Here is a 23,579-nt window from a genome sequence, read left to right on the forward strand (position 1 = left end):
GCTATGGGAAAGAATGTCACACTGTATCTGAACACGTTGCAGAATGAGGCGTGCTTATCTGCGGATTTCTGGCTGTCACTCAGTGAGAAGGGCTTTCCCGGTGATACCGCCTGCTGTGTGGGCAGCGGGGCGGTATTGCATCAGCTGAAGGAAACGGTCACACCGGAGACCCGCTGTGTCCTGCTGATGGTGCTGACAGACCCGGCGCAATCCGGTGAAAAACTGATGTCTCTGACGTCGGCGCTGGAGCTGGAGATAGCAGAGTATTACCCGCAGTTACGGGTGTTCCGGAGTTTGTGTGTACTTACCGGGGGGGATTCTGCGGCAGATGCCAAACAGGCCGGTGACGTGATGACGGAACTGGAAAAGCAGTCAAACAGTCGTGAGCCGAAAGCTGAATCCAACCCGAACTGGGAAAAAACACCGCCATACCGCTATCACCTTTTCTTCTGTATGGGGCCGCGCTGTGTCTGCCGGGGAGCCAAATCCCTGCTGATGCAGCTGCGCCATCAGCTTGTGGTGCGGAACCTGTTTGAAAATGAAAACGGCGTGCTGCTGACCCGCTCTCACTGTCAGTATCCCTGCAACCAGGGACCGCTGGTAACGGTCTATCCGGATAATTTATGGTACCGGCTGACCACGCCGGAAGAGATCCATCTGTTTGTTTCTGAACAGATAGAGCAGGGAAGAGTGGTACCGTCGTTGCTGGCGGATCATAAATAAAATGAAGATTACCCGGTATGCTGTCAGTGTGATCCTGTTGCTGCTGTCTGCAGGGGCTGCGGCAGGAAATAAATGCGATCCGCTGTGGGATAAAACCGCGCCGCCGCAGCATATCATTGCCATGAATCAGCATGCCGCTGATATGGTACTGGCGCTGGATGCCGGGCCGCAGATGCTGGGCGTGAGTTATATTGATGATTCAGCGGAGGCACTGAAATCAGGGCGCTATCACGGTATTCCGGTTTTTTCGGCCAAATACCCCGCGACAGAAAAACTGATCGCCTCCGGGGCAGATTTTGTCGTAGCCGGGTTTTCCTCTGCCTTTATGGCTTCGATGGGCGGGCAGGATGATCTGCAACGTGCCGGTATCGGCAGCTATCTGATGGCATTTTCCTGCGAACGTCAGGCATACAGCGGATTTGACAGTATTAAAATTGATTTGCAGCGCCTGGGGCGGGTCCTCGGGCGGGAAAAAGAGGCGGATGCCGCCGTTGCCCGTATCGATGCCACGCTGGCGCAGGTAAAATCCCTGCCGCCGCTGCCCCGGAAACCGGTGATTTTTTACCTCGACAGCCAGAGTGACACCCTGATGTCACAGGGAAAGAAAGGGTTTATGACCGAAGTTATCACCCTGGCCGGGGGCGAAAATGTGTTTATCGACATGCCGATGGCAGGTATTCACGTCTCTCCGGAAACACTGCTGGATAAACAGCCGGACTATATTATTCTCGCCGATGCGGTCTGGTCACCGGCAGAAAAGAAAAAAGCCTGGCTGGCAAATCATCCGGCGCTGTCTCACCTGGAAGCTGTCAAAAACGGACGTTACATTGTTATTCCGTTCAGCGGCGTTTATCCCAACGTCAAAAGCCCGGATGTGTTGCTGACGATAGCAGAAGCCGTCAGGAAGTAATACAGGCGGAACACGGTTTTATTCTTCGTCTGTTTCCAGATTACGGATAAAACGGTAATCAGCCGACGCCGGTTTCAGGCGGTACAGTGCCGCCGGGCGACCGCGTTCAGCCCGTTTTTCACCGGTATCAATCAGCAGATCGGCCTGTTCGAGACGGCGGCGGAATGATTTTTTCTGAATCGGCTGACCAATCAGAATTTCATGAACGTGCTGTAATTCCGGCAGGGTAAAGGTTTCCGGCAGGGCGAATCCCGGCACGACGGAATAGAGGGATTTCTGGCGCAGCCGCGCTCTGGCCTGACGGATAAGTAACTGGTGATCAAACGCCAATATCATATTCTCTGCTTCATCCAGCGGTATCCATCTGACTGAATTCACTGTGTTAATTTGCTTTTCACACGCCTGCATGGCAATCAGTGCCGTATAGCAGACGGTGACTGACCAGCCGCGTTTGTCCCGCTGACCATTGCCGACCGTACATAACTGCTCAATGTACGGCGGTGTGACACCGGTTTTTTCCCGCAGTTTCCGCAGTACGGTATCTTCCAGAGTCTTATCCTGTGCCTCATCCACAAAACCACCGGGCAATCCCCATTTGCCTTTCTCCGGATGTTCCGCACGTTCGGCCAGCAGCACATGCAGGGTTTCATTGTGATAAGTGAAAAGCACAGCATCAACAGTCACCAGGGGCGACAAAAAATCACGGCGCTGATAACCGGCGAGGTAAGTTTGTTCATCCATTTGCGTCACATCCTGAAATCGGGATAAGTCATTCTATTGTAAGGAGAGAAATCCGGATTGCAAATTAAATGTCATTCAGACACTAATTCAGCTTGACATTAATAGTGTCAATAAGTCACTATTTGTTATTGTCATAACGACACTAATGAGGTGATACTATGTTTAATTTAAAATTCTTTAAAGCAGACCCGTCCACATTTGTTATCCGTTCCGTGAACGGTCATGTCAAAAGTCAGGGACAAGGGCTGAGCTTCTGGTACAACAGTGCGACCACATCGATCGCCGCACTACCCTTAAGTGCGCAGGAAACCCCGTTTATTTTCAATTTCCAGACAGCGGATTTCCAGAGCCTCCGCGTTCAGGGGCAACTCTCCTTTCAGGTCAGTGCGCCGGAAAAAACGGCCGGAGTGCTTAACTTTGTACTCAACCGGGACGGAAAAACCTACGCGACCGACGACCCGATGAAACTGAATGACCGGATTGTCCGCGCGGCACAAACCATTATCCAGGCGGAGATCCAGTCCACGCCGCTGCGCCGTGCATTATTGCTCAGCCAGTCGCTGGTGGCATTGGTGCAGTCACGTCTGTCACAGCAGGCGGCGCTTGAGGCTCTGGGGATCACCATTCTGGATTTCTCTGTCACCGCGATTACCCCGACACCTGAAACGGCCCGCGCACTTGAGGCGGAAGCCCGGGAATCCCTGCTGAAAGAGGCGGATGATGCGATTTATGCGCGGCGTAAATCCTCCGTTGAACAGGAGCGCACGATCAAAGAAGCTGAGCTGGAGACCGATCTCTCTGTGCAGAAAAAAGAGCAGCAGATAGAGGAATCCCGGCTGGAAAACGAACGCGCACTGTTGCGTGAACAGGCGGCAATGGCGCAGGAGCGGCTGGTGGCAGAGATTGGTGAGGAGCAGCAGCGTCAGACACTGGTTTCTCTCAGTGCCGATAATCAGCGCGTTCAGTCCGATGCGGATGCGTATGCCATTGAAACCAAAATGAAAGCGTACCGTGAGCTGCCGGTGGAGAATCTCAAAGCCCTGGCACTGAGCCGGATGGCGCCGGAGCAGCTGATGGCGATGGCCTTTGAGTCACTGGCACAGAATGCCGGAAAAATAGGTGAGCTGAATATCGCGCCGGATATGTTCAGTCAGATGATGAAAAAAGTGAGCAAAGCATGAGCCGCCGGGATGAGGTACGGTTTGTCCTGGTCACACAGAAAACCCGGTTACAGGAGCTGATCGCCCGTTTCAATACCTGGCCGCAGGCGAAGTTTTATCTGGAGCATAACGGCATCTCCGTGAGTGATTATCTCGCGGAGCATGATCGCTACCAGGCGCAGCTGACAGAGGCGAAACGTATTTTGCTGCAGGCGGGACAGGTACAGATTCCGGATCGCACGCTGCTGCCGGGGTATCAGTTTTCTGACCGCGATATTGTGGTGATTATCGGCCGCGACGGGCTGGTGGCGAATACCCTGAAATACCTGAACGGCCAGCCGGTGATTGCGGTTAACCCGGATCCGGAACGCTGGGACGGTATACTGCTGCCTTTTGAACTGCCGCAGCTGGCATCGGTGGTGATGCGGACACTGAACCTGGATATGCCGTCGAAAGTCCTGAGTTTTGCACAGGCGGTCACCAATGACGGACAGAAAATGCTGGCGGTCAATGATCTGTTTATCGGGCCGAAAAGTCACACATCGGCCCGCTATATTCTCAGTCACGGCGGGCAGGCGGAGGCGCAGTCTTCCTCCGGGGTGATTGTCTCAACAGGGCTCGGTTCGACGGGCTGGTTACAGTCTGTTCTGGCCGGTGCGCTGGGCGTGACCGGCGGCAGTTCACATCCGCTGCGCGCCGGGATCGCCTGGGATGAAAAGCGGCTGCAGTTCAGTGTGCGGGAGCCTTTCCCGGGGCGGACATCCGGAACCTCACTGGTTTTCGGGGCGGTCGATAATACGATGACATTACAGCTTGAATCACAGATGCCGGAAAACGGGGTTATTTTTTCTGACGGGATAGAGTCCGATTTTCTTCATTTCAATGCAGGATGTATTGTCACAATCGGTATTGCGGATATACAGGGAAGGCTGATGTATGAATAACAAACCAGTGTACCGCCGGGCGGCGGATAACAGAACGGGGCACACAGCGTGCCCCGTAAGGAATAAAACCACGTTTGTTTATTGATCAGATAGCCCAGCCGCCCGCATAGAAGGCGACTAACACCACCGCAATAATCACTGTGCCGGTGTTGAGTTTACGCCACTCTTTTGCCACCAGGCGGCCGATGACCAGGGTGACATAACCCAGCATAATACCGGTGACGATATTACAGGTCAGTACGATAAAGACCGCACACACCAGCCCGGACATGGCATCGACAGAGTCGTCGAAATCCAGTTTTGCCACATTACTCAGCATCAGCAGGCCGACATACATCAGTGCTGGTGCGGTTGCATACCCCGGGATCAGGTAAGAGAGTGGTGAGAAGAACAGGATCAGCAGGAACAGCACGCCGACGGTTACGGCAGTCAGCCCGGTTTTACCGCCTGCGGCTGTCCCCGCAGCGGATTCAATATATACCGCTGCCGGAGAAGCACCCACCGCACCGGAGATAATGGAGCTGACGGAGTCCACGGTCAGCGCTTTGCCGCCGTTGATAATCTGATTGTCTTTGTCCAGCAGGTTGGCTTGTCCGGCGACGGCACGGATGGTGCCGGTGGCATCAAACACCGCTGTCATCACCAGCGCCAGCACACTCGGCAGAACCGCTGTTTGCAGGGCACCCATAATATCCATACTGAAGATCAGAGATTTACCGTCCGCACCACTCAGTGACGGCATGGCGATCAGCCCCTGATAGGTGACGTTCGGGTCAACAATCAGGCCGATAACTGAAATCCCGATAATCACCAGCAGGATCCCGCCCGGGACGTGCATTTTTTCCAGACTGACAATCACCGCCAGTCCGATCAGTGACATGGCGACCGGGAAGGAGGTAAATGCCCCCATTGCCACCGGCAGACCTTCCAGCGGGTTCTTGATAACCAGACCGACACCGTTGGCGGCAATCAGCAGCAGGAACAGGCCGATACCAATCCCGGTGCCGTGGGCTATCCCCATCGGCAGGTTGCGCAGGATCCAGTTTCGCACCCCGGTAACGGAAATCAGGGTAAAAATCACACCCATCAGAAAGACCGCACCGAGCGCAACCGGAATACTGATTTGCTGCCCGAGCACCAGGCTGAATGCGGTAAAGGCGGTGAGTGATATAGCACAGCCGATAGCCATCGGCAGGTTTGCCCACAATCCCATCATGATGGAGCCGATACTGGCGACCAGACAGGTGGCGACAAAGATGGCACCCGGCGGGAACCCGGCTTTGCCGAGCATGGAAGGGACGACGATGACAGAATAGACCATGGCGAGGAAGGTGGTGACTCCCGCCAGAATCTCCCGTTTGACGCTGCTGCCGCGGGCGGAGATTTTAAAGTACGCGTCCAGTGCGCCTTTTGCTGCCGCCCCGGAGTTATCCGGTGTTGTATTATCAGACATAATTGCAGACCCCGAGAATGAAATGAAAATGTGTTTTAATCACTGCATTGGTGTGCGTCAGGTCCGTTCATAGACCAGGCGTCCATCGATGTAAGTCCGGTAAATCGTGCGGTCATCACCAAGCGCAATCATCACAAACAGTTTCTCCGCCAGCGTGCGTGAGTTGTCATAACGCAACTGCTGGAGCGGGGTCGCGGTCGGTTCAAGTACCACAAAATCCGCTTCTTTGCCGGCGGCAAAGTTACCGATACAGTTATCCAGTCCTAATGAATGCGCGCCGCCGAGAGTGGCGAGATAAAACGCTTCAAAGGCGGTTAAACAGGTTTTCTGCAACTGCATCACTTTGTAAGCTTCACTCAGTGTCTGCAGCATATTGAAGGTCGTTCCGGCACCGACATCCGTACCAATCCCGACTTTCACTTTTTTCGCCAGCGCCTTTTTCAGATTAAACAGGCCGCTGCCGAGATAAAGGTTTGATGTCGGACAAAATGCCACCGCCGAGCCGGTATCGTGCAGGCAGTCCCACTCTTCTTCCTCAAGGTGGATACAGTGCGCAAATACGCTGCGTTCGCCGGTCAGTCCGTAGTGGTGATAGACATCCAGGTAGTTTTTACTGTCCGGATAGAGCTCTTTTACCCACTCAATTTCTGCTTTGTTTTCATCAAGGTGAGTGTGAACCCAGGTGTCCGGATACTCTTCGCGCAGCCGCTGACACACCGCCAGTTGTTCCGGGCTGGAGGTCGGTGCAAAACGCGGGGTGATGGCATAGAGCAGACGCCCTTTCTTATGCCAGCGTTCGATCAGTGCCTTACACTCTTCGTAGCTGCTTTCCGGTGTGTCGGTGAGGTAGTCCGGCGCGTTTCTGTCCATCATCACTTTACCGGTGATGAGGCGCATATTGAGCTGGCTTGCCGCATCAAACAGGGCATTGACCGATTCCGGGTGAACAGTACTGAAGACCAGTGCGGTCGTGGTGCCGTTACGCAGCAGTTGTTTGATAAAAAACGCTGACATTTCACGGGCGTAATCAATATCCTGATACAGCTTTTCGGTCGGGAACACATGGCGGTTGAGCCATTCGAGTAACTGCTCGCCGTGAGCACCGATCATCTCGCTCTGCGGATAGTGAACGTGGGTATCAATAAAGCCCGGCACCACCAGTTTCCCGGTGTAATCACGGACACGGACGGTTTCCGGGATCAGATGCTTCCCGTCTTCCCACTGTCCGAACCACTCTATTTTTCCGTGCCGGATTAGCATCAGGCCGTCATCAATCAGGCGGACTGCATCGGGCAGATCGTCCATCGAGGTCACTACGCGGGTGATATCCAGGAACTTCCCGCGTACCGCTTTGACGGTATGTTCAGACGACATAGCTGACTCCTCTGCTTACAAAAAGCCCTCACCGGAACCGGCGAGGGCAGGGTTGATTTAATTATATTTTGCTCAGGCCGCGCAGAATTTTTTCCGGCGTGAAGTGCCATTCACGCAGCCAGACACCGCAGGCATCATGAATTGCGGTGGCGATAGCCGGTGCTGCACCGTTAACCGCGATTTCCGAGATGGATTTCGCACCATACGGGCCGACCTGGTCATCACTCGGCACCAGGAACGCGCGGAAATCACGCGGAATATCGCCGATCTTCGGTGCGCCGTAGGTTTTCAGGTCGCGGGTCAGCGGCACACCTTTGGCGTCGTAGCGGATCTCTTCTGACATACTGTGGCCGATGGCACGCATGGAGGCACCGTAAATCTGACCTAAGGCCAGATCCGGGTTCACCGGCGTACCGCAGTCGAGCAGTGCGTAGAATTTATCCAGGCGGATTTCACCGGTACGGGTGTTCACGGCCACTTCGGCAAAGTTTGCCCCGTACGGGAAGGCAAAGTCCGGTGTGATATAACTGGCGTTTGCCACCAGCACACCAAACCCGGTACCGCCTTCGGCTGCATGCGCCAGATCCGCGAATGTGATTTCGCCTTTCTTACCGCGCACCACACCCGGTGCCGCCAGGGTGACATCCTCCACCGGCTCGCCGATTTGCGCGGCACCGTGGAACAGGATTTTTTTACGCAGATTCTCTGCCGCCATTTTCGCCGCATTACCGGAGAAGCAGGTGCCGGAGGAGGCATAAGCTCCTTTGTCGAACAGCGCGTGGTCAGTATCCCCTGAGATAACATGGACATCATCCGGGCAGCAGCACAGCACTTCGGCGGTCAGTTTTTTGACCACGGTATCGAGTCCGGTACCGATATCCGCACCACCGGAGTGGACGATAAAGGTGCCGTCAGATTCCAGTTTGACCATACAGTTTGCCTGGTCGATATCCGGGATCCCTGATTTCTGCATGATGATGGCCACGCCGCGTCCGGTTTTCCAGTCGCCGTCCTGTTTGCGCGGGGAATCCCAGTTGATAAGTTCGCGGCCTTTTTTCAGGATCGGGCCGAGGGCGCAGCTGGCGGCAGTCGGTACCGAGGTCGGCATTTTACCTTCCCCGATAGCACCGAGGATCTTCAGTTCCTGACCTTCATGCACGCGGTTGGTTTCAATCAGATCCAGCAGGTCGATATTCAGTTCTTTCGCCAGTTCGGCCAGGATCATGGTCAGGGCGAAGTTACCTTTCGGTGCCCCGTAACCCTGATATGCACCGGTCGGGCAGATGTTGGAGTAGTAAGTGGTCACCTGAAAATCGACGTTATCACACGGATAGAGCGGCAGTGACAGCGCCGGACCGTTACTCGGTACCGTCAGTGAGTGGTTACCGTAAGGGCCGGTGTTCGCCAGGAATTCCATATTGATGGCGGTGATTTTCCCGTCTTTTTTCGCGCCCAGTTTGATCTTCACTTTTGCCACATGGCGGCTGGTGTTCGCGATAAACTCTTCTTCACGGGTGTAGCGGAATGAGACCGGACGGCCGGTGACATACGTTGCCCACGCGCAGACTTCTTCCAGCAGGATATCCTGCTTGGAACCAAAGCCGCCGCCGACACGCTCTTTAATCACATGCACTTTGTTTTGTTTCAGGCCGAGAATACGCGCCACCTGGCGGCGTAAGTGCCACGGTACCTGAGTGGAGGCGTGGATCACCAGACGGTCGCCGTTCATGTAGGTGTAGCAGATATGCGGTTCGGTCGGGCACTGCTGAACCTGGCGGGATTCATAGGTGCGCTCGATAACGGTATCCGCTTCGGCAAAGCCTTTATCCAGATCCCCGATATGGCCGTGAACACCCGCAGCAATGTTTTTGCACGGTTTTGCGCCGATCGGGAAGTTAATCTGTAAATGCTCGCCGCGATCTGCCGCGTTTTTATTCTGCTCTGCCAGGTCGGCCGGCGCGCCGTTAACATAAATCACCGGCTCATCATGCACCAGCGGTGCGCCGTCAGCTTTGGCTTCATCGATAGACAGAACCGGTTTCAGCACGTCATATTCGACTTCGATTAACGATAATGCTTTCAGTGCGATAGCTTCGTTTTCTGCCACCACAGCGGCCACGCGGTCACCGACGTGACGGAGTTTTTTACCGAACATGCGGCGGTCAAGCGGAGACGGCTCCGGCGCACTCTGTCCGCCGGGGGTGTAATACACATCCGGACAGTTTTTGTGGGTGATAACATGCACCACGCCCGGCAGGGCTTCCGCTTTACTGACATCCAGGCGGGTGATCAGCGCGTGAGCGTGCGGGCTGCGCAGCATTTTAATGACACAGGTATTGGCAGGAATGCGGTCTTCCACATAGCACGGTTTTGCCTGCACCATTACGGCAGCATCGGTTTTCGGCGTGACTTTCCCGACAACGGTCAGGTCATCACGGAAGGCCGGTGCATTGTCAGCTTTGTAGTGCGGATCTTTGCGGCGTTTTACCAGCAGATCAATGACTTCATAGAATTGCTGATAACCAGCGTCACGGCTGAACAGTCCGGAAAGGGCATCATCAATCTGGTCGCGATCCGGCTCCGGAATACGTTTGATAAGATCAGTCAGGATCAGGGCAGCCGCCGGGTCGTTATAACCGGACTGGATCACACCCACATCCACCATCGCCTGCTGAACATCACTCAGTTCATTCCATTTGCCGAGAGATTCGGCGGTTTCAATCACTGCGCCTTCCAGCTGGGCGGCGATCAGCAGTGAGGCGTTGACAATACGGCCGTTGAACAAAATGGCGTCAGAGCCTGCGAAGCCATAGCCGTCATCACTGTTACGCACAGAGTGCATACCCAGGCTGAACAGAATGTTACGGACGTTTTCGCCCGGAATGCAATCGGGTGAATGCGGGGTGCCGTTAAGTATAAAATGGACGTTCATTTCTTATTCCTCCCCCATTTGCCGGCAGTCTGTCAGCAGGTCTGAAACTAAAATTCCGGTGATATAGCGTTTATATTCTTCGCTGCCCAGTAAATCCGCTTTCGGATTCACGGCCTGACTGACGGCTTTCTCCAGCGCTTCCCCGCTGAGATTTTTCGCCTCAACCTGCGGCAGACGGCTGATACCGCAACCGACACCGTCAACGGCGATCCGCTGCTCATTATTACCGGTCAGTGCGACAGCGGCAGTGACCACAGCCCAGCCGTCAGCGGTTTCGCGGACAGTACGGGTGGCACAGCGGCGGAACGGATCCTGTAAAATCAGATGGGTGATCAGGCGGTCATCCGGTGCGGCGAGATAGCTTTCCAGCGGGATCACATCATTGCTGGCCAGCTGAACCTGAGCATCCAGTACCAGCAGCACCGGCAGCAGCGCATGTTCGCGCTGACAGGCGGCGATCTCCCCGCCGATGGTGGCCTGGTTACGGATATGGCGTGAATAGACAAAACCGAGCGCGTCATACAGCGCACGCGGGATCAGCGGGCTTTCACGCAGCGTTTCCAGCGTGACAACCGCGCCGATGCGCAGAATACCGTCCTGCCACTCGATGGACTTCAGCGGCAGCAGTGACAGTGAGATAGCGACAGTGCGGTCAGTTTTGGTCGGTACCGCATTCAGTTTACTGCCGCCTGCAAACCAGACAGCGTTTTCCTGAAAGCGTTGTTTCAGCTCAGTTGCCTGCGTTAAGGTGGCAGGGCGGAAAAATTGTTCGATCATGGGTTACCCCTACATTGCTCTTCCGGCCTGCGGCAGTGCCGCAGGCCATGGTTTTTTATTACAGTGCGTCCATCCGGGCCCACATCTTTTTCGCGGCTTTGCGTGCTTCTGCAAAGAGCGGTTCGATATCGAATGGGAACTGACGGTTTTCATACACCATCACACCATCCACCATCACGCTGTTCACACTGTTGGATCCTAAACCGAAGGCCAGATGGCCCGGCAGGTTATCCCCGACAAACGGTGTTGGTGGTGTGTAATCACAAATGGTCAGGTCAGCCTGATACCCGGTTTCCACGCGGCCGAATTGTTTGCCGAAGTTGCGTGCCAGTAAGCGGTTACCATTCCACAGGAAGCGGGTGAAGCTGTCCGGCCACATAGCGCCGCCTGCATCGCGGTGTTTGAAGAAGGCAAACTTCATTTCTTCTAACATATCGGAGCCGATACCGTCTGTGCCGAGTACCACGTTGTTGTAGTCACCCAGGCGGTGGTTGTAGCCGACATGGTTGTTCATATTGGAGCGGGCGTTGTGGACCAGGAAGCCATCTTTTTTATTCAGCAGCTCAATATCTGCGGAAGAAAGATACAGGCCGTGGGCGATCAGGGTTTTTTCATCAATCAGATCAAACTCACCCAGGCGGATCAGCAGGTCCTTGCCGTATTTGTCATGGCTGAAAGAGACGTCATAACTGTCTTCCGCCGCATGGATATGCAGGCCGCGTCCGGTTTTCTTAATCGCCTCGCGCAGCATTTTCAGACCTTCATCCGCCACGGTGAACGGCGCGTGTGCCCCGATGTGCGCTTCCACCAGATAGCGGGATTTACCGCTTTTGCGTTCGCTGTCGATAAGCTCCGCAAAGGCGATATTCTCTTCCACCCCGGCTTCCAGCTCTTTCAGGCCGCCGTTGCGGTCGGTGGTTTCGTAGCAGGTCATGCCGCGCAGACCGGCTTTCAGGAAGCCGTCGCGCAGGGTTTTCAGGGAACCGGCGATATAGTTTGGTGAGGCATGGTGGTCAATCACCGAGGTACAGCCGCTCTTAATCGCTTCGAGAGAGCAGATAAGGCCGCTGTAATAAAGGGATTCCTCATCCAGCGCGCGGTCGAGCCGCCACCACAGGTTTTTCAGGGTGGAGATGAAATCAGGGCTCGGCGCGATATTCGCCATAATGCCGCGTGACAGGCCGGAATAGAAATGGTTATGGGAACAGACGATCCCCGGCATCACCAGTTTGCCGTTCATTTCTTTGACTTCCGCGCCCGGGTAACGGGAATGAAGCCCGTTACCCACAGCCGCAATTTTGTCACCCTCTATGGCGATATCGACCCCTTCGCGGATCCCCGCCGGTTCGAACTCAGTGATGGTGGCATTTTTCAGAATCAGCATAATTATTTCTCCACCCGGCCTAACAGATAACGATAGTGTTTATGGACATGGCTCATGATGCGGCACATCTCTTCCAGCTCCTGAGGAACCTGACTGAATTCCCCGTCAGCACCCAGCTGTAATTTGCTGACTTTGCCGTCCAGGCGGACAGTAAAGGTGCTGCCGTCAGCCAGGAAGCCCGGGTTGGTGCTGTTTTCGAAGTCTTCCGGCAGGCTGAAGATAGTGACTTTGTCTTTGTACGGCTTGCCCTGCCACGGGCAGAACTGGGCACAGTTGCCGCATTCGTTACACATCGCATCCAGGTGCAGGGTCTGATAACGGTTACGGAAGCCCGGAATCGCCACTGAAATGTTGGCGCGGTTCGGGCACACATCGACACATTTCGCACAGATGTAATTACATTCCAGGCAGCGCTGAGCTTCCTGTTTCACGAACGCCTCGCGGTCGTTGCTGTCCACCATCTGCACGGCGATAGCGCCTTTGCGGTCAGTGATATCCTGCGGATCCACATTGAGCCAGTATTTGTCGCTGTAGTGAGAGAGGATATTTTCGCGCTCCAGAATGGCATCCGTCGCACGACCCGCATCACCGATAGCCGCCACGATAGAGGACGGGCCGCTCTGCACATCACCAATCAGGAACACATTGGCGCGGGTGGTTTCACCGCTGTTGCGGTACACCGCCGGCCAGCCGTCTTCACCCATCGGCACGCCGATTTGTGACAGCACTTCGCAGTCCTGCTGTTCGCCGATAGCGGTGATCACGCTGTCGATTTTCAGGGAGACAGTCTCTTCTGTCGCCACCGGACGGCGGCGGCCTGACTCATCCGGCTCACCCAGTTTCATGGTGCGGACCAGCAGGGTGCCGTCAGCATTGAACTGCTCCGGATTGTGCAGGAACATGAATTTCACATCATCTTCAACCGCTTCTTCATACTCTTCCGGCCAGGCTGGCATTTCTGCCTGAGAACGGCGGTAAATAACCGTCACATCTTCCACACCGGCAATCCGTTTGGCGGCGCGGGCGCAGTCCATCGCGGTGTTACCGGCACCGATAACGGCAACATGTTTGCCCATTTTCAGCGGCGCATTGTTGTTGTAATCATGCAGGAACGGCAGGGATTTATAGACGTTGCGGTTGTCACCGGCGAGTTTCACGCCGCTGTTTTTGTCTGTCCCTATCGCGACCAGCACATAGGTGAAACCCTGCTCCAGCAGTTTATCGACGGTCAGACGCGGGTCACAGCCGTATTCAAATTTCACGCCGTGGTCAGCGACGAACTGAATATCGTGCTCAATAGTTTCACGCGGGATACGGAAGTGCGGGATGATATTCGCCACCACACCACCGGCATTCGCTTCTTTCTCAAATACCGTCACCGGATGACCGGCACGGGCGAGGAAATACCCGGCAGCCAGACCGGCAGGGCCGGCACCAATCACCGCGACCGGGTTTTTATCACCGGAACCGGCCGGTTTGTGCCAGCGGGCTTTGTACTCTTTCCAGCCTTTTTCCACCGCCACTTTTTTCAGTTCGCGGATATTCAGCGCACTTTCGTAATCCAGGCGGGTACAGTTGTACTGGCACTGGTGATCACAGATATGACCGGTGATGGCAGGCAGGGCGTTACGCTGGTAAATCAGTTCCAGTGCATCCGCATAGCGGCCTTCGCCCAGCAGGCGGATATATTCAGGAATGTCCTGTTTGATGGCACAGGCAGTCACACACGGTGCGACATAACAGTCGGTCAGCGGCAGCGGGCCACCGGCGTCGATTTCCTGGTCTGATTTCCAGTGTTTCTGGGTATATTCCATGCTGACGGCACGTTCTGCCAGCGCATTCAGTTTACCCACATCAATCTGCGTCATGCCCCACGCATCGGACTTATCCAGCTCACGCAGGCACTCGGTCTGGCGCATATAACCACCCGGTTTCAGCAGGTCAGTCGCCATGGTGATAGGGCGGATACCGGATTCAAAAATATCGCGGATATTGAACTTACTGGCACCGCCGGAGTAAGAAATCGGCAGTTTGCCGTCAAAATGACGGGAGAGCAGCGCGGCAACGTTGATGGAGAGCGGGAACAGGGCTCGGCCTGACATATACATCTCGCCGCCCGGCAGACGCCCTTTGTTATTGATGGTGCCGAGGGTGTTGGTCAGCTTGACCCCGAAACCGCGATCCACTTCCTTCGCCAGATCCATCAGGCGCTGTAACATTTCCAGGGCGCGATCCAGTTTCAGGTCATGAGAGAACGATTCCTCACTCAGCCCGATGTAATCAAAGCCGCAGGTGTCGAGGATTTCACGGACACGCGGGAAGCCGAGCAGTGTCGGGTTCAGCTTCACATAGGTATTGATGTGCTTTTCTTCCAGCATGTAGCGGCAGATAGCCTCAATCTCATCCGGCGGGCAGCCGTGCATGGTGGAGAGGGTCACACCTTTGGATAAATCCCCCGGCACGCGGTCAGTCATGGCCAGCAGATCGGCTTTGCGATCTTCCAGACCCAGCTCTTTCAGGAAGCCCGGACGGGAAATAAAGGCTTTCATCTCCTCGCGGTATTTCGCGAAGACCGGCAGCTGTGAGGAATCCAACATGGCGTGGATATACTGCTGCATGCGCGGTTGTTTAATCCCTTCCAGGTTATAACCGACACTCATATTAAAGATGAAGGATTTCGCCTCGCCTTTGGTGCGCGGGTCAAAAATCGCTTCTAATAAATGAAGGGCAAACCAGGCTTTGAGGTATTCGTCGTGGGCTTTCGGCAGGGTAAATTCGGTGGACCATTCGGTGTTGAAACATTCGTCCTGAGCATCGATACACGGCTTTTCGAGCTCAAGTTCATCGAGGATCTGAACGGTTTTCACCTCGATAAAACGGCCGCCGGTCAGCCAGGAAACCACAATATTCTGAGCAAGCTGAGTATGGGGACCGGCCGCCGGGCCGATCGGCGTCTCGCAGGTTTCACCGAAGACAGACATCAGAGGATGCTGATGTTCTCTGCGGTAAAACTGCCGTTCATTGATACCAAAAATGGAACGGCTCGCCTTATATTCTTCAAAGATCCGGTTCAGAAGTTCGCCGAACGGGACGGGACGCATTATATCTCCCATAAAACTCTCCTTGCTGCAATATGAGGGGGCATGCCGGTGGTGCCGGACATGCAACTGTATGCACTCACAGTTGCAACAATTACGCCAGGATTGTTTAAGGCTGCGGATTTCGTATTCAGAGAAATAAAAAAATGTGAGACAAATCTAATCTTAATGTCAAAGTGTGAAACAGCTCGCACAGCGCTAAATGAGAATATGAATCAATAAAAAAGATCTTTATTACCATGGGATTAACATGTGAATGAGATTCTCAAAAAAAGAAAAAATGTATCACATTGATAATGGGAAAACCGCGTTAACAATTAATGTTATTAATGAGACGGAAGTAATAGTGCACAGCCGGATTACCCGCGATAATGCTGCTGATAAGCCTCCGGTGTATCGATGTCGGTAATAACCTCATCGCTCTGCATATTCAGGAAGGTGTGAGGACCGGCCAGCAGCCGTTTTTTCATGGTATTGCCCGCCGGTTGTGATAGTGCGGCGAGCAGACATGCGCGGGAGAGCAGCACGGGGTGGCCCGGAACTTGCTTGTAACAGGGAAGGAGTGCGGCATCACCGCGCTGTGCCCACAGGGTCTGCCAGATAGCCGGGGTGAGAAACGGTACATCACCGTGGGTAAGAAAACAGTATTCGCTGGTCACCGCCTGTGCGGCCAGGTGCTGCGAGGAGAGCAGCCCGGTTTCATAGTCCGGATTATGCAGAATCTGAATACGTTTTACGGACTGATAACGCGCAGCCAGTTCCGCGCCGCGAAAGCCGGTCACCAGCAGAACCCGGTGACAAAAGCGCAGTGCATTCGACAGACTGGTATCCAGCAGAGTGGCACCGCCGCTGCCCCATGGCAGCATCATTTTCCACTCACCCATCCGTGAGGAGAGCCCGGCCGCCGTCATTATGCAGTCCGTTTCCTGCGGGCAAAGCGGCTCCCGGACTGATAAATAAGATAAAGCGGTATCGGCTGAGGTCGGGTGAGACGGCATAATGGGTATAAACTCCGCTGATAAATATTGAAAGTGACTGATATTCAAAGGATTCGGTAATGACGATGACAACGGCCCTCAATACACAGATCCCTGTCCGAAGTTGCGCCACTATACCTGAACCGCTGCGCCGGTTATGTGATACACATCCGGGCGGCCATGCAATGGTGATCAGTATTGTCGGGGCAGGCGGCAAAACCAGCTGCCTGTTCTGGCTGGCACAGGCTTTTTCTCAATTAGGGAAAAAGGTGATGATCACCACCACCACCCATATGTTTCTGCCCCGCGAAGGGTTCCCGGTCATTCTCGCCTGTCACCCGGTCCGCCTGCCTGATGCGGTCACAAACAGAGGCTCATTTGCCTGTTATACCGGCTGGAACCCGCTGAATAACAAGGTTCGCGGCTTTTCCTCCGCCGATATTAACGCCCTGGCGGAACAAAATGCCGTTGATGTTATTTTAGCCGAAGCTGACGGAGCTCGCGGTTTTGGCATAAAAGCGCCGGCTGAGCATGAACCTTGCATACCTGATTACAGTGATTGTGTTATTGCTGTGACGGATGGCCGGCTTCTGGGGGCTCCCGTCGGGCCTGACAATGTTCACCGGTGGTCACATTTCTCTGCCGTTACCGGCTTAAACAGCGGTGATACGCTGGATTTGGGGGCGATAAGCCGCCTGATCCGGCATCCGCAGGGGATGTGGAAATCAGCACCACCGGACGCATTACGGATCTGGCTGATAAACCGCTTTTCTCAAAATGAGAATTTTTCGCCGGATATACTGGCAGACTGGCTCCGCGGCACACCGCTGAACGCAGTATGGTTCGGTGCCGTCAGGGAAGATCCCGCAATTACACACATATTGCAGCGACAATAATATCAATGATAAATGCAGGGATATCCATTGAGGTCTGTTTATGAAAATTTTTACCGAAGCAGCGAAGTTGGTTGAGAAAAATTGCCCGTTTGCCATGGCGGAAATTATTGAATGTTCAGGCAGCACTCCCCGTCACAGCGCACAAATGCTGGTGCTGGGGGACGGAAAAACTATCGGTACCATCGGCGGTGGTATGGTGGAGCGCAAAGTGATTGAAGAGGCGGTGGAAGCGCTGCACGAAGGGCGTTCCCGCATGTTCCACGGCCGGATGGCCCGCAACGGGCAGCATGCTGTCGGCTCTGACTGCGGCGGTGCGATGTCGGTGTATATCGCGGTACACGGTGTGCGCCCGCGTCTGATCCTTCTCGGCGGTGGTCACGTCAACCGTGCTATTGCACAGCTGGCGGCTTTCCTGAATATCGATATTCATGTGGCGGATGTGTATGCCGGCAGCCTTGAGCCGGATCTGTTCCCGCCGTCAACCCGCCTGTGGCACGCGCCTTCATTTACCGATGCGGTGAACCAGCTGGATCCGCAGCCGGAAGATTATGTGATTATCGCCACCAACAGCCAGGATCTGGAATCCCTCAACTGCCTTATCGACAAGCCGTTAAAATACCTCGGGTTACTCGGCAGCCGCCGCAAAGTACAGACATTCACTAAACAATTAAGCGAATCCGGGGTATCTGATGCACAGCTCTCCCGGCTTCATGCGCCGGTTGGCTATGATATCGGTGCAGAAACGCCCCATGAAATCGCGGTCAGTATTCTGGCTGAGCTGTTACAGGTTATGAATGATGCACCGGGCGGGGCAATGAAACAGAACCCGGCAGAAGCCCGCAGAGCAAAACGCGTGGTGATCCGCGGCGCGGGTGACCTGGCAACCGGCGTGGCATTACGCCTGTATCACAGCGGTTTTGAAGTGGTGATGCTGGATGTCTGCAAACCGACCGTGATCCGCTGTACGGTCTCTTTCGCCCAGGCGCTCTATGACGGCGAAAGCTGTGTGGAAGGCGTCTGTGCCCGTTATGCTCATGATATTGATGAAGTAAACCGCTACCTGAAAGAAGGCGCTATCCCGGTGCTGGCGGACGAACACGGCGAACTGTTACCGGCGCTGCACCCGGATGTGGTGGTGGATGCCATTATCGCCAAACGCAATGTTGCCGGTACCCACCGCAAGATGGCTCCCTGCACCATTGCCCTCGGACCGGGCTTTGAGGCCGGTGTGGACTGTGATGCGGTGATTGAAACTCAGCGCGGTCATCACCTCGGACGGGTGATCACCCACGGCAGCGCGGCACCGAATACCGGTATTCCGGGCAATATCAACGGCAAAACCACCGAACGCGTGTTACGCGCACCGCACAGCGGCATGATGACGCGCCATGTGAATATCGGCGACCTGGTACACGAGGGGGATGTGATTGCCCGTATCGGTGACACAGAAATTCTCTCGCCGATGGACGGCATGGTACGCGGCCTGCTCAATGAAGGGCTGTGTGTGCCGGAAGGGTTTAAAATCGCTGACGTTGACCCGCGCGGTGCACTGGCGGACTTCCGTTCGGTTTCTGACAAAGCCCGCGCGATCGGCGGCGGCGTGCTGGAGGCCATCATGACACGGCTGAATAAAATGGACAGCGCCCCGAAGTGCTGATCACGGATTTTCCGGGTACGGCACCGTACCCGGATTATTCAGGCACGGAACAGCATCCCGGCCACTTCCCGGATCAACTGTAAATTGAGGATCACCAGTGCCACAGTGGAAACAGTCCCGAGTATGATCGTCAGCTGCGAGTTCACAAACACCCCCATGATTTTTTTGCTCGAGGTCATCAGCAGCAGCGGGATCATGGAGAACGGCAGGGCGATACTCAGAAACACCTGGGTATAAATCAGCAGACTTTCCACCACATCCTCGCGATCCCCCCACAGGTAAATACAGATAATCACCGGGATCACGGCCAGACCACGGGTGATCACCCGGCGCAGCCACATCGGCAGCCGCAGATGAATAAAGCCTTCCATCACAATCTGCCCGGTCAGTGTACCGGTGATTGTGGCGTTCTGCCCGGAGGCGAGCAGCGCCACCGCGAACAGTGTGGAGAGCGTGGCACTGGCGATACCGCCGACGATACCCGGATTCTGCAGCGCGTCATACAGCTGGGTGAAACGTCCGAGGTCAGACGGATCGTTACCGAAAAACAGCGCTGCACCGAGCACCAGCAGCAGACAGTTGATAATAAATGAAAACCCGAGCTGGATATTGGAATCAATTGTTGCAAAGCGGATCGCCTCGCGCAGCCCGGCCTCACTGCGGCGGTCATACTGACGGCTCTGCACAATAGAAGAGTGAAGATAGAGGTTATGCGGCATCACCGTTGCCCCGACAATCCCCAGCCCGATCAGCAGGGCGGAATCCTGCCCGGCCAGTGTGGCGGTGAAGATTTTCTCCGACGGAATAAAGCCGCGCAATACTGCACTCATGTCCGGGTCCGACAGCATCACCTCGTAGGCAAAAATCAGGAAAATCGTTAAGATCAGGACAAACACAAAGGCTTCAATTTTGCGGAAACCGAGTTTCATCAGCACCAGCAGCAGAAATACATCCAGTACTGTCAGCAGCACACCGGCCATCAGCGGAATGCCGAACAGCAGGTTCAGTGCCACCGCACTGCCGATCACCTCCGCAATCTCGGTCGCCATAATCGCCAGTTCCGTGGTGATCCACAACAGCGCCGCCAGCTTCGGCCCGACCCGTGCCCGGGTAGCCTGTGCCAGATCCTGGCCGGTGACGATCCCGAGTTTTGCGCACATTGCCTGTAACAGCATCGCAATCAGGCTGGACAGCAAAATCACCGACAGCAGCAGATAACTGTACAGCGCCCCGCCCTGAATCGAGGTGATCCAGTTTCCGGGATCCATATATCCCACCGCCACCAGTGCACCCGGGCCGGAAAAGGCAAACAGCTTGCGCAGAAAACCGGATTTTGCCCCGGCAACCGGCACGGTATTATTGATTTCAGCCAGACTGAGTTGCGGTGTATTCAGCATGATAAATCCGTCCGTGATCGTAATGAGAACTATTATCACTATATTCCTTATCGCGATGCGGGATTATCACAATTGTGCGATCGTAGTACCGGCGGATTTCGGATGATACCGGGTACAGGACTTCTCTATACGCCGGATTCCCTGAAAATGCATGCACAGGCTGCGATTAACCGCGATTTTCAGGTGGGGGATATATCAGATCTCACCATCAGCAATATTAAAGAAAATCCGCCGTCCGTTACCGGTAAGCGGAATATTGATTTTACGGTATCCTCTGCCGCATCAGGCCGGGTTTATCACTGTATCCGCTCTGATTATTCTGTCCGCCGCTTCGGCACCCGTGATCTGAATCCGGAATCACCGGGGCATATGGTCTGTGAGCCGCAGGAAAAATCCTGAATTTCCCGCCGGAAATAACCGGTAACAGCCTGATATCACCTGTAATCAAACACACATATTTTACCTGTGTCAGACTCTATTGCTGATATTTTGATGTATGCTGTGAGATATGATGGAAAAATTATCTGAATTATATGATTTTATTACCGCGAGCGCCGTTTTATCAGCGGTGATTCTGGTGGTTATTCTGCTGGTCACCTGGTTTCTCGGGCGGCTTATATTTCTGCGCGTGGCAAAACGTTTGTTGTCGTTATTTACTAACCTGACTGACGACAGCATGATCCACAGTATTGCCAAGAAAAGTGCCTCTGTCGTGGCTGTCACGCTGGTGCTGTACATTAATAAAATGCTGCCGACCTTTTCGGCAGAAATGAATATTCTGTTTAATACCGTATGCAGCGCATTCCTGATTATTAATCTGGCTTCACTGGTTAATGACGGGCTGGATATATTTATCCTGCGCCATACCGGGCGTTCATCGTACCGTAACAGCTCGATAAAGGGGTATATTGAAATTGCCAAAATCGGGGTGTGGATTGTTTCCTTTATCCTGATTATTGCGTTAATGACCTCGCAGTCGCCGCTGATTATTATTTCCGGTTTCGGTGCCGTTGCAGCTGTTCTGATGTTTGTCTTTCAGCACACCTTATTATCCTTTGTGGCCAATATTCTGGTCTCCAACGGTAAGGTGCTGAAACTGTATGACTGGATAGAATTGCCCGGCAGTAATATCAGCGGTGAAGTGATTGATATTGCGCTGCATACCATTACTGTCCGCAACTGGGATAATACGATCTCAAGGATCCCGACAAAAGATTTCCTGACCGAAAAATACACTAACTGGCAGCCGATGTTCTCTTCCGGCGGCCGCCGTATTAAACGCAGTTTTTATATTGATCAGTCCTCAGTATCGTTTGCTGATGAAACGTTATTAGCGGAGCTGCGGAATCAGGAATCGTTTCGTCAGTCACTGGATGAAATACTGGCGGAAAATACCGGTTATGATGACGTAAAAGAGTGGATGGCTGCAAAAGGGGTCACTAATTTACAGCTGTTCCGCAAATATCTTCTTAACTGGATCAAAATGCGCGGTGATGTGCGGGCGGATATGTATCTGGTGATCAGAACCATGTCGCCGACACCGGAGGGATTGCCGGTTGAAATATACTGTTTTACCCGCTCCACCACCTGGGTTGATTATGAGGAAACTCAGTCGCAGATATTTGAATATGTGAATGCGTCGGCAAAATATTTCCGGCTGGATATTTACCAGCAACCGTCCGGTCATGATCTGGCGAATTTGCGTTACCGGGCCGGACGATAATGGTTTTCGTTTTTTTCGTTATCAGCAACTCCCCGGTGCTGATGTAAGCTGCACCTCAAACCCCCGAATCAGACTCTCCGGGCTGTGCAGAAAGGCCTGTTCACCATCATCACTGTCCATAATCTGCAGCGCTTCCCGCAATAACGGCGGCAGGTTTTCGTCCGGTGCCACCGGCGCGGTCGCGGCTTCCGTGGTGGCGGCCACCTGCTGACCGGCGCTATACAGGCAGCGCTGTTGTGCGGTATGGTGGACGGCATTCGTGCTTATCGCCTGCCATGATAAGCCTCAGACACAGAGGAACCGTTATGAAATCACGCGCAGCAGTCGCCTTCGGGCCGGGTTTACCCCTTGAAATTGTTGAAATTGATGTGGCACCGCCGAAGAAAGGTGAAGTGCTGGTGAAAATCAGTCACACCGGGGTATGCCATACCGATGCCTACACGCTTTCCGGTGATGATCCGGAAGGTCTGTTCCCGGTGGTGCTCGGCCATGAAGGTGCCGGGGTGGTGGTTGAGGTCGGTGAGGGCGTGACCAGTGTGAAACCGGGCGACCATGTGATCCCGCTGTACACCGCCGAGTGCGGTGAGTGTGATTTCTGTACCTCCGGTAAAACCAACCTCTGTGTTGCCGTCCGCGAAACCCAGGGCAAAGGCGTGATGCCGGACGGCACCAGCCGTTTCTCGTATAACGGTCAGCCGCTCTATCACTATATGGGCTGCTCAACATTCAGCGAATATACCGTTGTGGCGGAAGTATCACTGGCGAAAATCAATCCGCAGGCCAATGCGGAGCAGGTTTGTCTGCTCGGCTGCGGCGTGACCACCGGGATCGGCGCGGTACACAATACCGCGAAGGTACAGGAAGGGGATTCTGTGGCGGTATTCGGCCTCGGCGGTATCGGGCTGGCTGTGGTGCAGGGCGCACGTCAGGCAAAAGCGGGCCGCATCTTTGCTATCGATACCAATCCGTCCAAGTTTGAGCTGGCAAAACAGTTCGGCGCCACAGACTGCATTAATCCCAATGATTATGACAAACCTATTCAGCAGGTGCTGGTCGAAATGACCAAATGGGGTGTGGATCATACCTTTGAATGTATCGGCAATGTCAATGTGATGCGGTCGGCGCTGGAAAGTGCGCACCGTGGCTGGGGACAGTCAGTGATTATCGGGGTGGCGGGTGCCGGAAAAGAGATTTCAACCCGTCCGTTCCAGCTGGTGACCGGCCGGGTCTGGAAAGGTACGGCGTTCGGCGGCGTGAAAGGGCGTACTCAGTTGCCGGGAATGGTGGAAGATGCCATGAGCGGCAAAATCGAGCTGGCACCGTTTGTCACGCACACCATGGAACTGGATAAAATCAATGAAGCTTTTGATCTGATGCACGACGGTAAATCCATCCGCACCGTCATTCATTACTGATAACGTATTCAGGGAGAT

Annotated in this window: 19 protein-coding genes; 9 read left to right on the top strand and 10 right to left on the bottom strand. The window is 54.3% G+C overall.

Going from position 1 to position 23,579, the window contains the following annotated elements; translation table 11 throughout:
• Window positions 1–3 precede the first annotated feature (3 nt).
• The gene (locus GN208_RS01865; RefSeq protein WP_004236078.1) at window positions 4–723 is read left to right on the top strand and encodes a (2Fe-2S) ferredoxin domain-containing protein; all 720 of its coding nucleotides are present in this window, start codon (window positions 4–6) and stop codon (window positions 721–723) included.
• Between the two features lies 1 nt (window position 724).
• Complete coding sequence (locus GN208_RS01870; protein WP_004236076.1) at window positions 725–1,633, top strand: ABC transporter substrate-binding protein; 909 nt, start codon at window positions 725–727, stop codon at window positions 1,631–1,633.
• A gap of 18 nt (window positions 1,634–1,651) precedes the next feature.
• Here the strand turns inward: GN208_RS01870 and GN208_RS01875 are convergent, their stop codons facing one another.
• On the bottom strand, window positions 1,652–2,374 hold the full coding sequence (locus GN208_RS01875) for an NUDIX domain-containing protein (RefSeq protein WP_004236075.1): 723 nt from the start codon (window positions 2,372–2,374) through the stop codon (window positions 1,652–1,654).
• A 158-nt stretch (window positions 2,375–2,532) separates the two neighbouring features.
• Between GN208_RS01875 and GN208_RS01880 the strand changes: the two genes are divergently transcribed.
• Together GN208_RS01880 and GN208_RS01885 are read left to right on the top strand one after the other, a co-directional pair.
• The gene (locus GN208_RS01880; RefSeq protein ID WP_004236074.1) at window positions 2,533–3,555 is read left to right on the top strand and encodes an SPFH domain-containing protein; all 1,023 of its coding nucleotides are present in this window, start codon (window positions 2,533–2,535) and stop codon (window positions 3,553–3,555) included.
• The gene (locus tag GN208_RS01885; protein WP_004236073.1) at window positions 3,552–4,478 is read left to right on the top strand and encodes a hypothetical protein; all 927 of its coding nucleotides are present in this window, start codon (window positions 3,552–3,554) and stop codon (window positions 4,476–4,478) included. The genes GN208_RS01880 and GN208_RS01885 overlap by 4 nt, the downstream gene beginning before the upstream one ends.
• Before the next feature lie 85 nt (window positions 4,479–4,563).
• Here the strand turns inward: GN208_RS01885 and GN208_RS01890 are convergent, their stop codons facing one another.
• From GN208_RS01890 to GN208_RS01920, 7 genes are all read right to left on the bottom strand, one after another.
• Window positions 4,564–5,931 carry an NCS2 family permease gene (locus tag GN208_RS01890; RefSeq protein ID WP_004236072.1) on the bottom strand — a complete coding sequence of 456 codons (1,368 nt, stop codon included), beginning with the start codon at window positions 5,929–5,931 and terminating at the stop codon, window positions 4,564–4,566.
• A gap of 57 nt (window positions 5,932–5,988) precedes the next feature.
• The gene (gene guaD, locus GN208_RS01895; RefSeq protein ID WP_004236071.1) at window positions 5,989–7,305 is read right to left on the bottom strand and encodes a guanine deaminase; all 1,317 of its coding nucleotides are present in this window, start codon (window positions 7,303–7,305) and stop codon (window positions 5,989–5,991) included.
• 61 nt (window positions 7,306–7,366) lie between these two features.
• Window positions 7,367–10,237 carry a molybdopterin-dependent oxidoreductase Mo/Fe-S-binding subunit gene (locus GN208_RS01900; protein WP_004236070.1) on the bottom strand — a complete coding sequence of 957 codons (2,871 nt, stop codon included), beginning with the start codon at window positions 10,235–10,237 and terminating at the stop codon, window positions 7,367–7,369.
• A 3-nt stretch (window positions 10,238–10,240) separates the two neighbouring features.
• A complete protein-coding gene (gene ygfM / locus GN208_RS01905; protein ID WP_004236068.1) occupies window positions 10,241–11,014 on the bottom strand; it encodes a molybdopterin-dependent oxidoreductase FAD-binding subunit in 774 nt (257 codons plus the stop codon).
• A 58-nt stretch (window positions 11,015–11,072) separates the two neighbouring features.
• A complete protein-coding gene (gene ssnA, locus GN208_RS01910; protein ID WP_004236066.1) occupies window positions 11,073–12,398 on the bottom strand; it encodes a putative aminohydrolase SsnA in 1,326 nt (441 codons plus the stop codon).
• Window positions 12,399–12,400: 2 nt separating this feature from the next.
• On the bottom strand, window positions 12,401–15,511 hold the full coding sequence (ygfK, locus tag GN208_RS01915) for a putative selenate reductase subunit YgfK (protein WP_015422474.1): 3,111 nt from the start codon (window positions 15,509–15,511) through the stop codon (window positions 12,401–12,403).
• Window positions 15,512–15,855: 344 nt separating this feature from the next.
• Window positions 15,856–16,407, bottom strand: coding sequence for an NTP transferase domain-containing protein (locus GN208_RS01920; protein ID WP_032099120.1), 552 nt, complete (start codon window positions 16,405–16,407; stop codon window positions 15,856–15,858).
• Between the two features lie 146 nt (window positions 16,408–16,553).
• On the opposite strand from GN208_RS01920, the gene yqeC reads away from it, so the two are divergent.
• Together yqeC and yqeB are read left to right on the top strand one after the other, a co-directional pair.
• Complete coding sequence (gene yqeC / locus GN208_RS01925; protein WP_004236063.1) at window positions 16,554–17,369, top strand: selenium cofactor biosynthesis protein YqeC; 816 nt, start codon at window positions 16,554–16,556, stop codon at window positions 17,367–17,369.
• 40 nt (window positions 17,370–17,409) lie between these two features.
• On the top strand, window positions 17,410–19,026 hold the full coding sequence (yqeB, locus tag GN208_RS01930; protein ID WP_004236062.1) for a selenium-dependent molybdenum cofactor biosynthesis protein YqeB: 1,617 nt from the start codon (window positions 17,410–17,412) through the stop codon (window positions 19,024–19,026).
• Between the two features lie 38 nt (window positions 19,027–19,064).
• Here yqeB and GN208_RS01935 read toward each other — a convergent pair whose 3' ends face one another.
• Window positions 19,065–20,423 carry an Nramp family divalent metal transporter gene (locus GN208_RS01935; RefSeq protein ID WP_004236061.1) on the bottom strand — a complete coding sequence of 453 codons (1,359 nt, stop codon included), beginning with the start codon at window positions 20,421–20,423 and terminating at the stop codon, window positions 19,065–19,067.
• A 102-nt stretch (window positions 20,424–20,525) separates the two neighbouring features.
• Here GN208_RS01935 and GN208_RS01940 point away from each other — a divergent pair, with 102 nt between their 5' ends.
• Window positions 20,526–20,822: a hypothetical protein gene (locus GN208_RS01940; RefSeq protein WP_004236060.1), complete on the top strand. Its 297-nt coding sequence runs from the start codon at window positions 20,526–20,528 to the stop codon at window positions 20,820–20,822.
• A 112-nt stretch (window positions 20,823–20,934) separates the two neighbouring features.
• On the top strand, window positions 20,935–22,146 hold the full coding sequence (locus GN208_RS01945; RefSeq protein WP_015422476.1) for a mechanosensitive ion channel domain-containing protein: 1,212 nt from the start codon (window positions 20,935–20,937) through the stop codon (window positions 22,144–22,146).
• A gap of 21 nt (window positions 22,147–22,167) precedes the next feature.
• Here the strand turns inward: GN208_RS01945 and GN208_RS01950 are convergent, their stop codons facing one another.
• Window positions 22,168–22,371 (bottom strand): TetR/AcrR family transcriptional regulator C-terminal domain-containing protein, encoded by a 204-nt coding sequence (locus GN208_RS01950; RefSeq protein WP_004236058.1) that lies wholly within the window; start codon window positions 22,369–22,371, stop codon window positions 22,168–22,170.
• 80 nt (window positions 22,372–22,451) lie between these two features.
• Here GN208_RS01950 and GN208_RS01955 point away from each other — a divergent pair, with 80 nt between their 5' ends.
• The gene (locus GN208_RS01955; protein ID WP_004236057.1) at window positions 22,452–23,561 is read left to right on the top strand and encodes an S-(hydroxymethyl)glutathione dehydrogenase/class III alcohol dehydrogenase; all 1,110 of its coding nucleotides are present in this window, start codon (window positions 22,452–22,454) and stop codon (window positions 23,559–23,561) included.
• The last annotated feature ends 18 nt before the right edge of the window (window positions 23,562–23,579 follow it).

It is taken from the genome of Morganella sp. HSTU-ASny43, from assembly GCF_022819185.1.
GTDB classification, from domain to species: Bacteria; Pseudomonadota; Gammaproteobacteria; order Enterobacterales; family Enterobacteriaceae; genus Morganella; species Morganella morganii.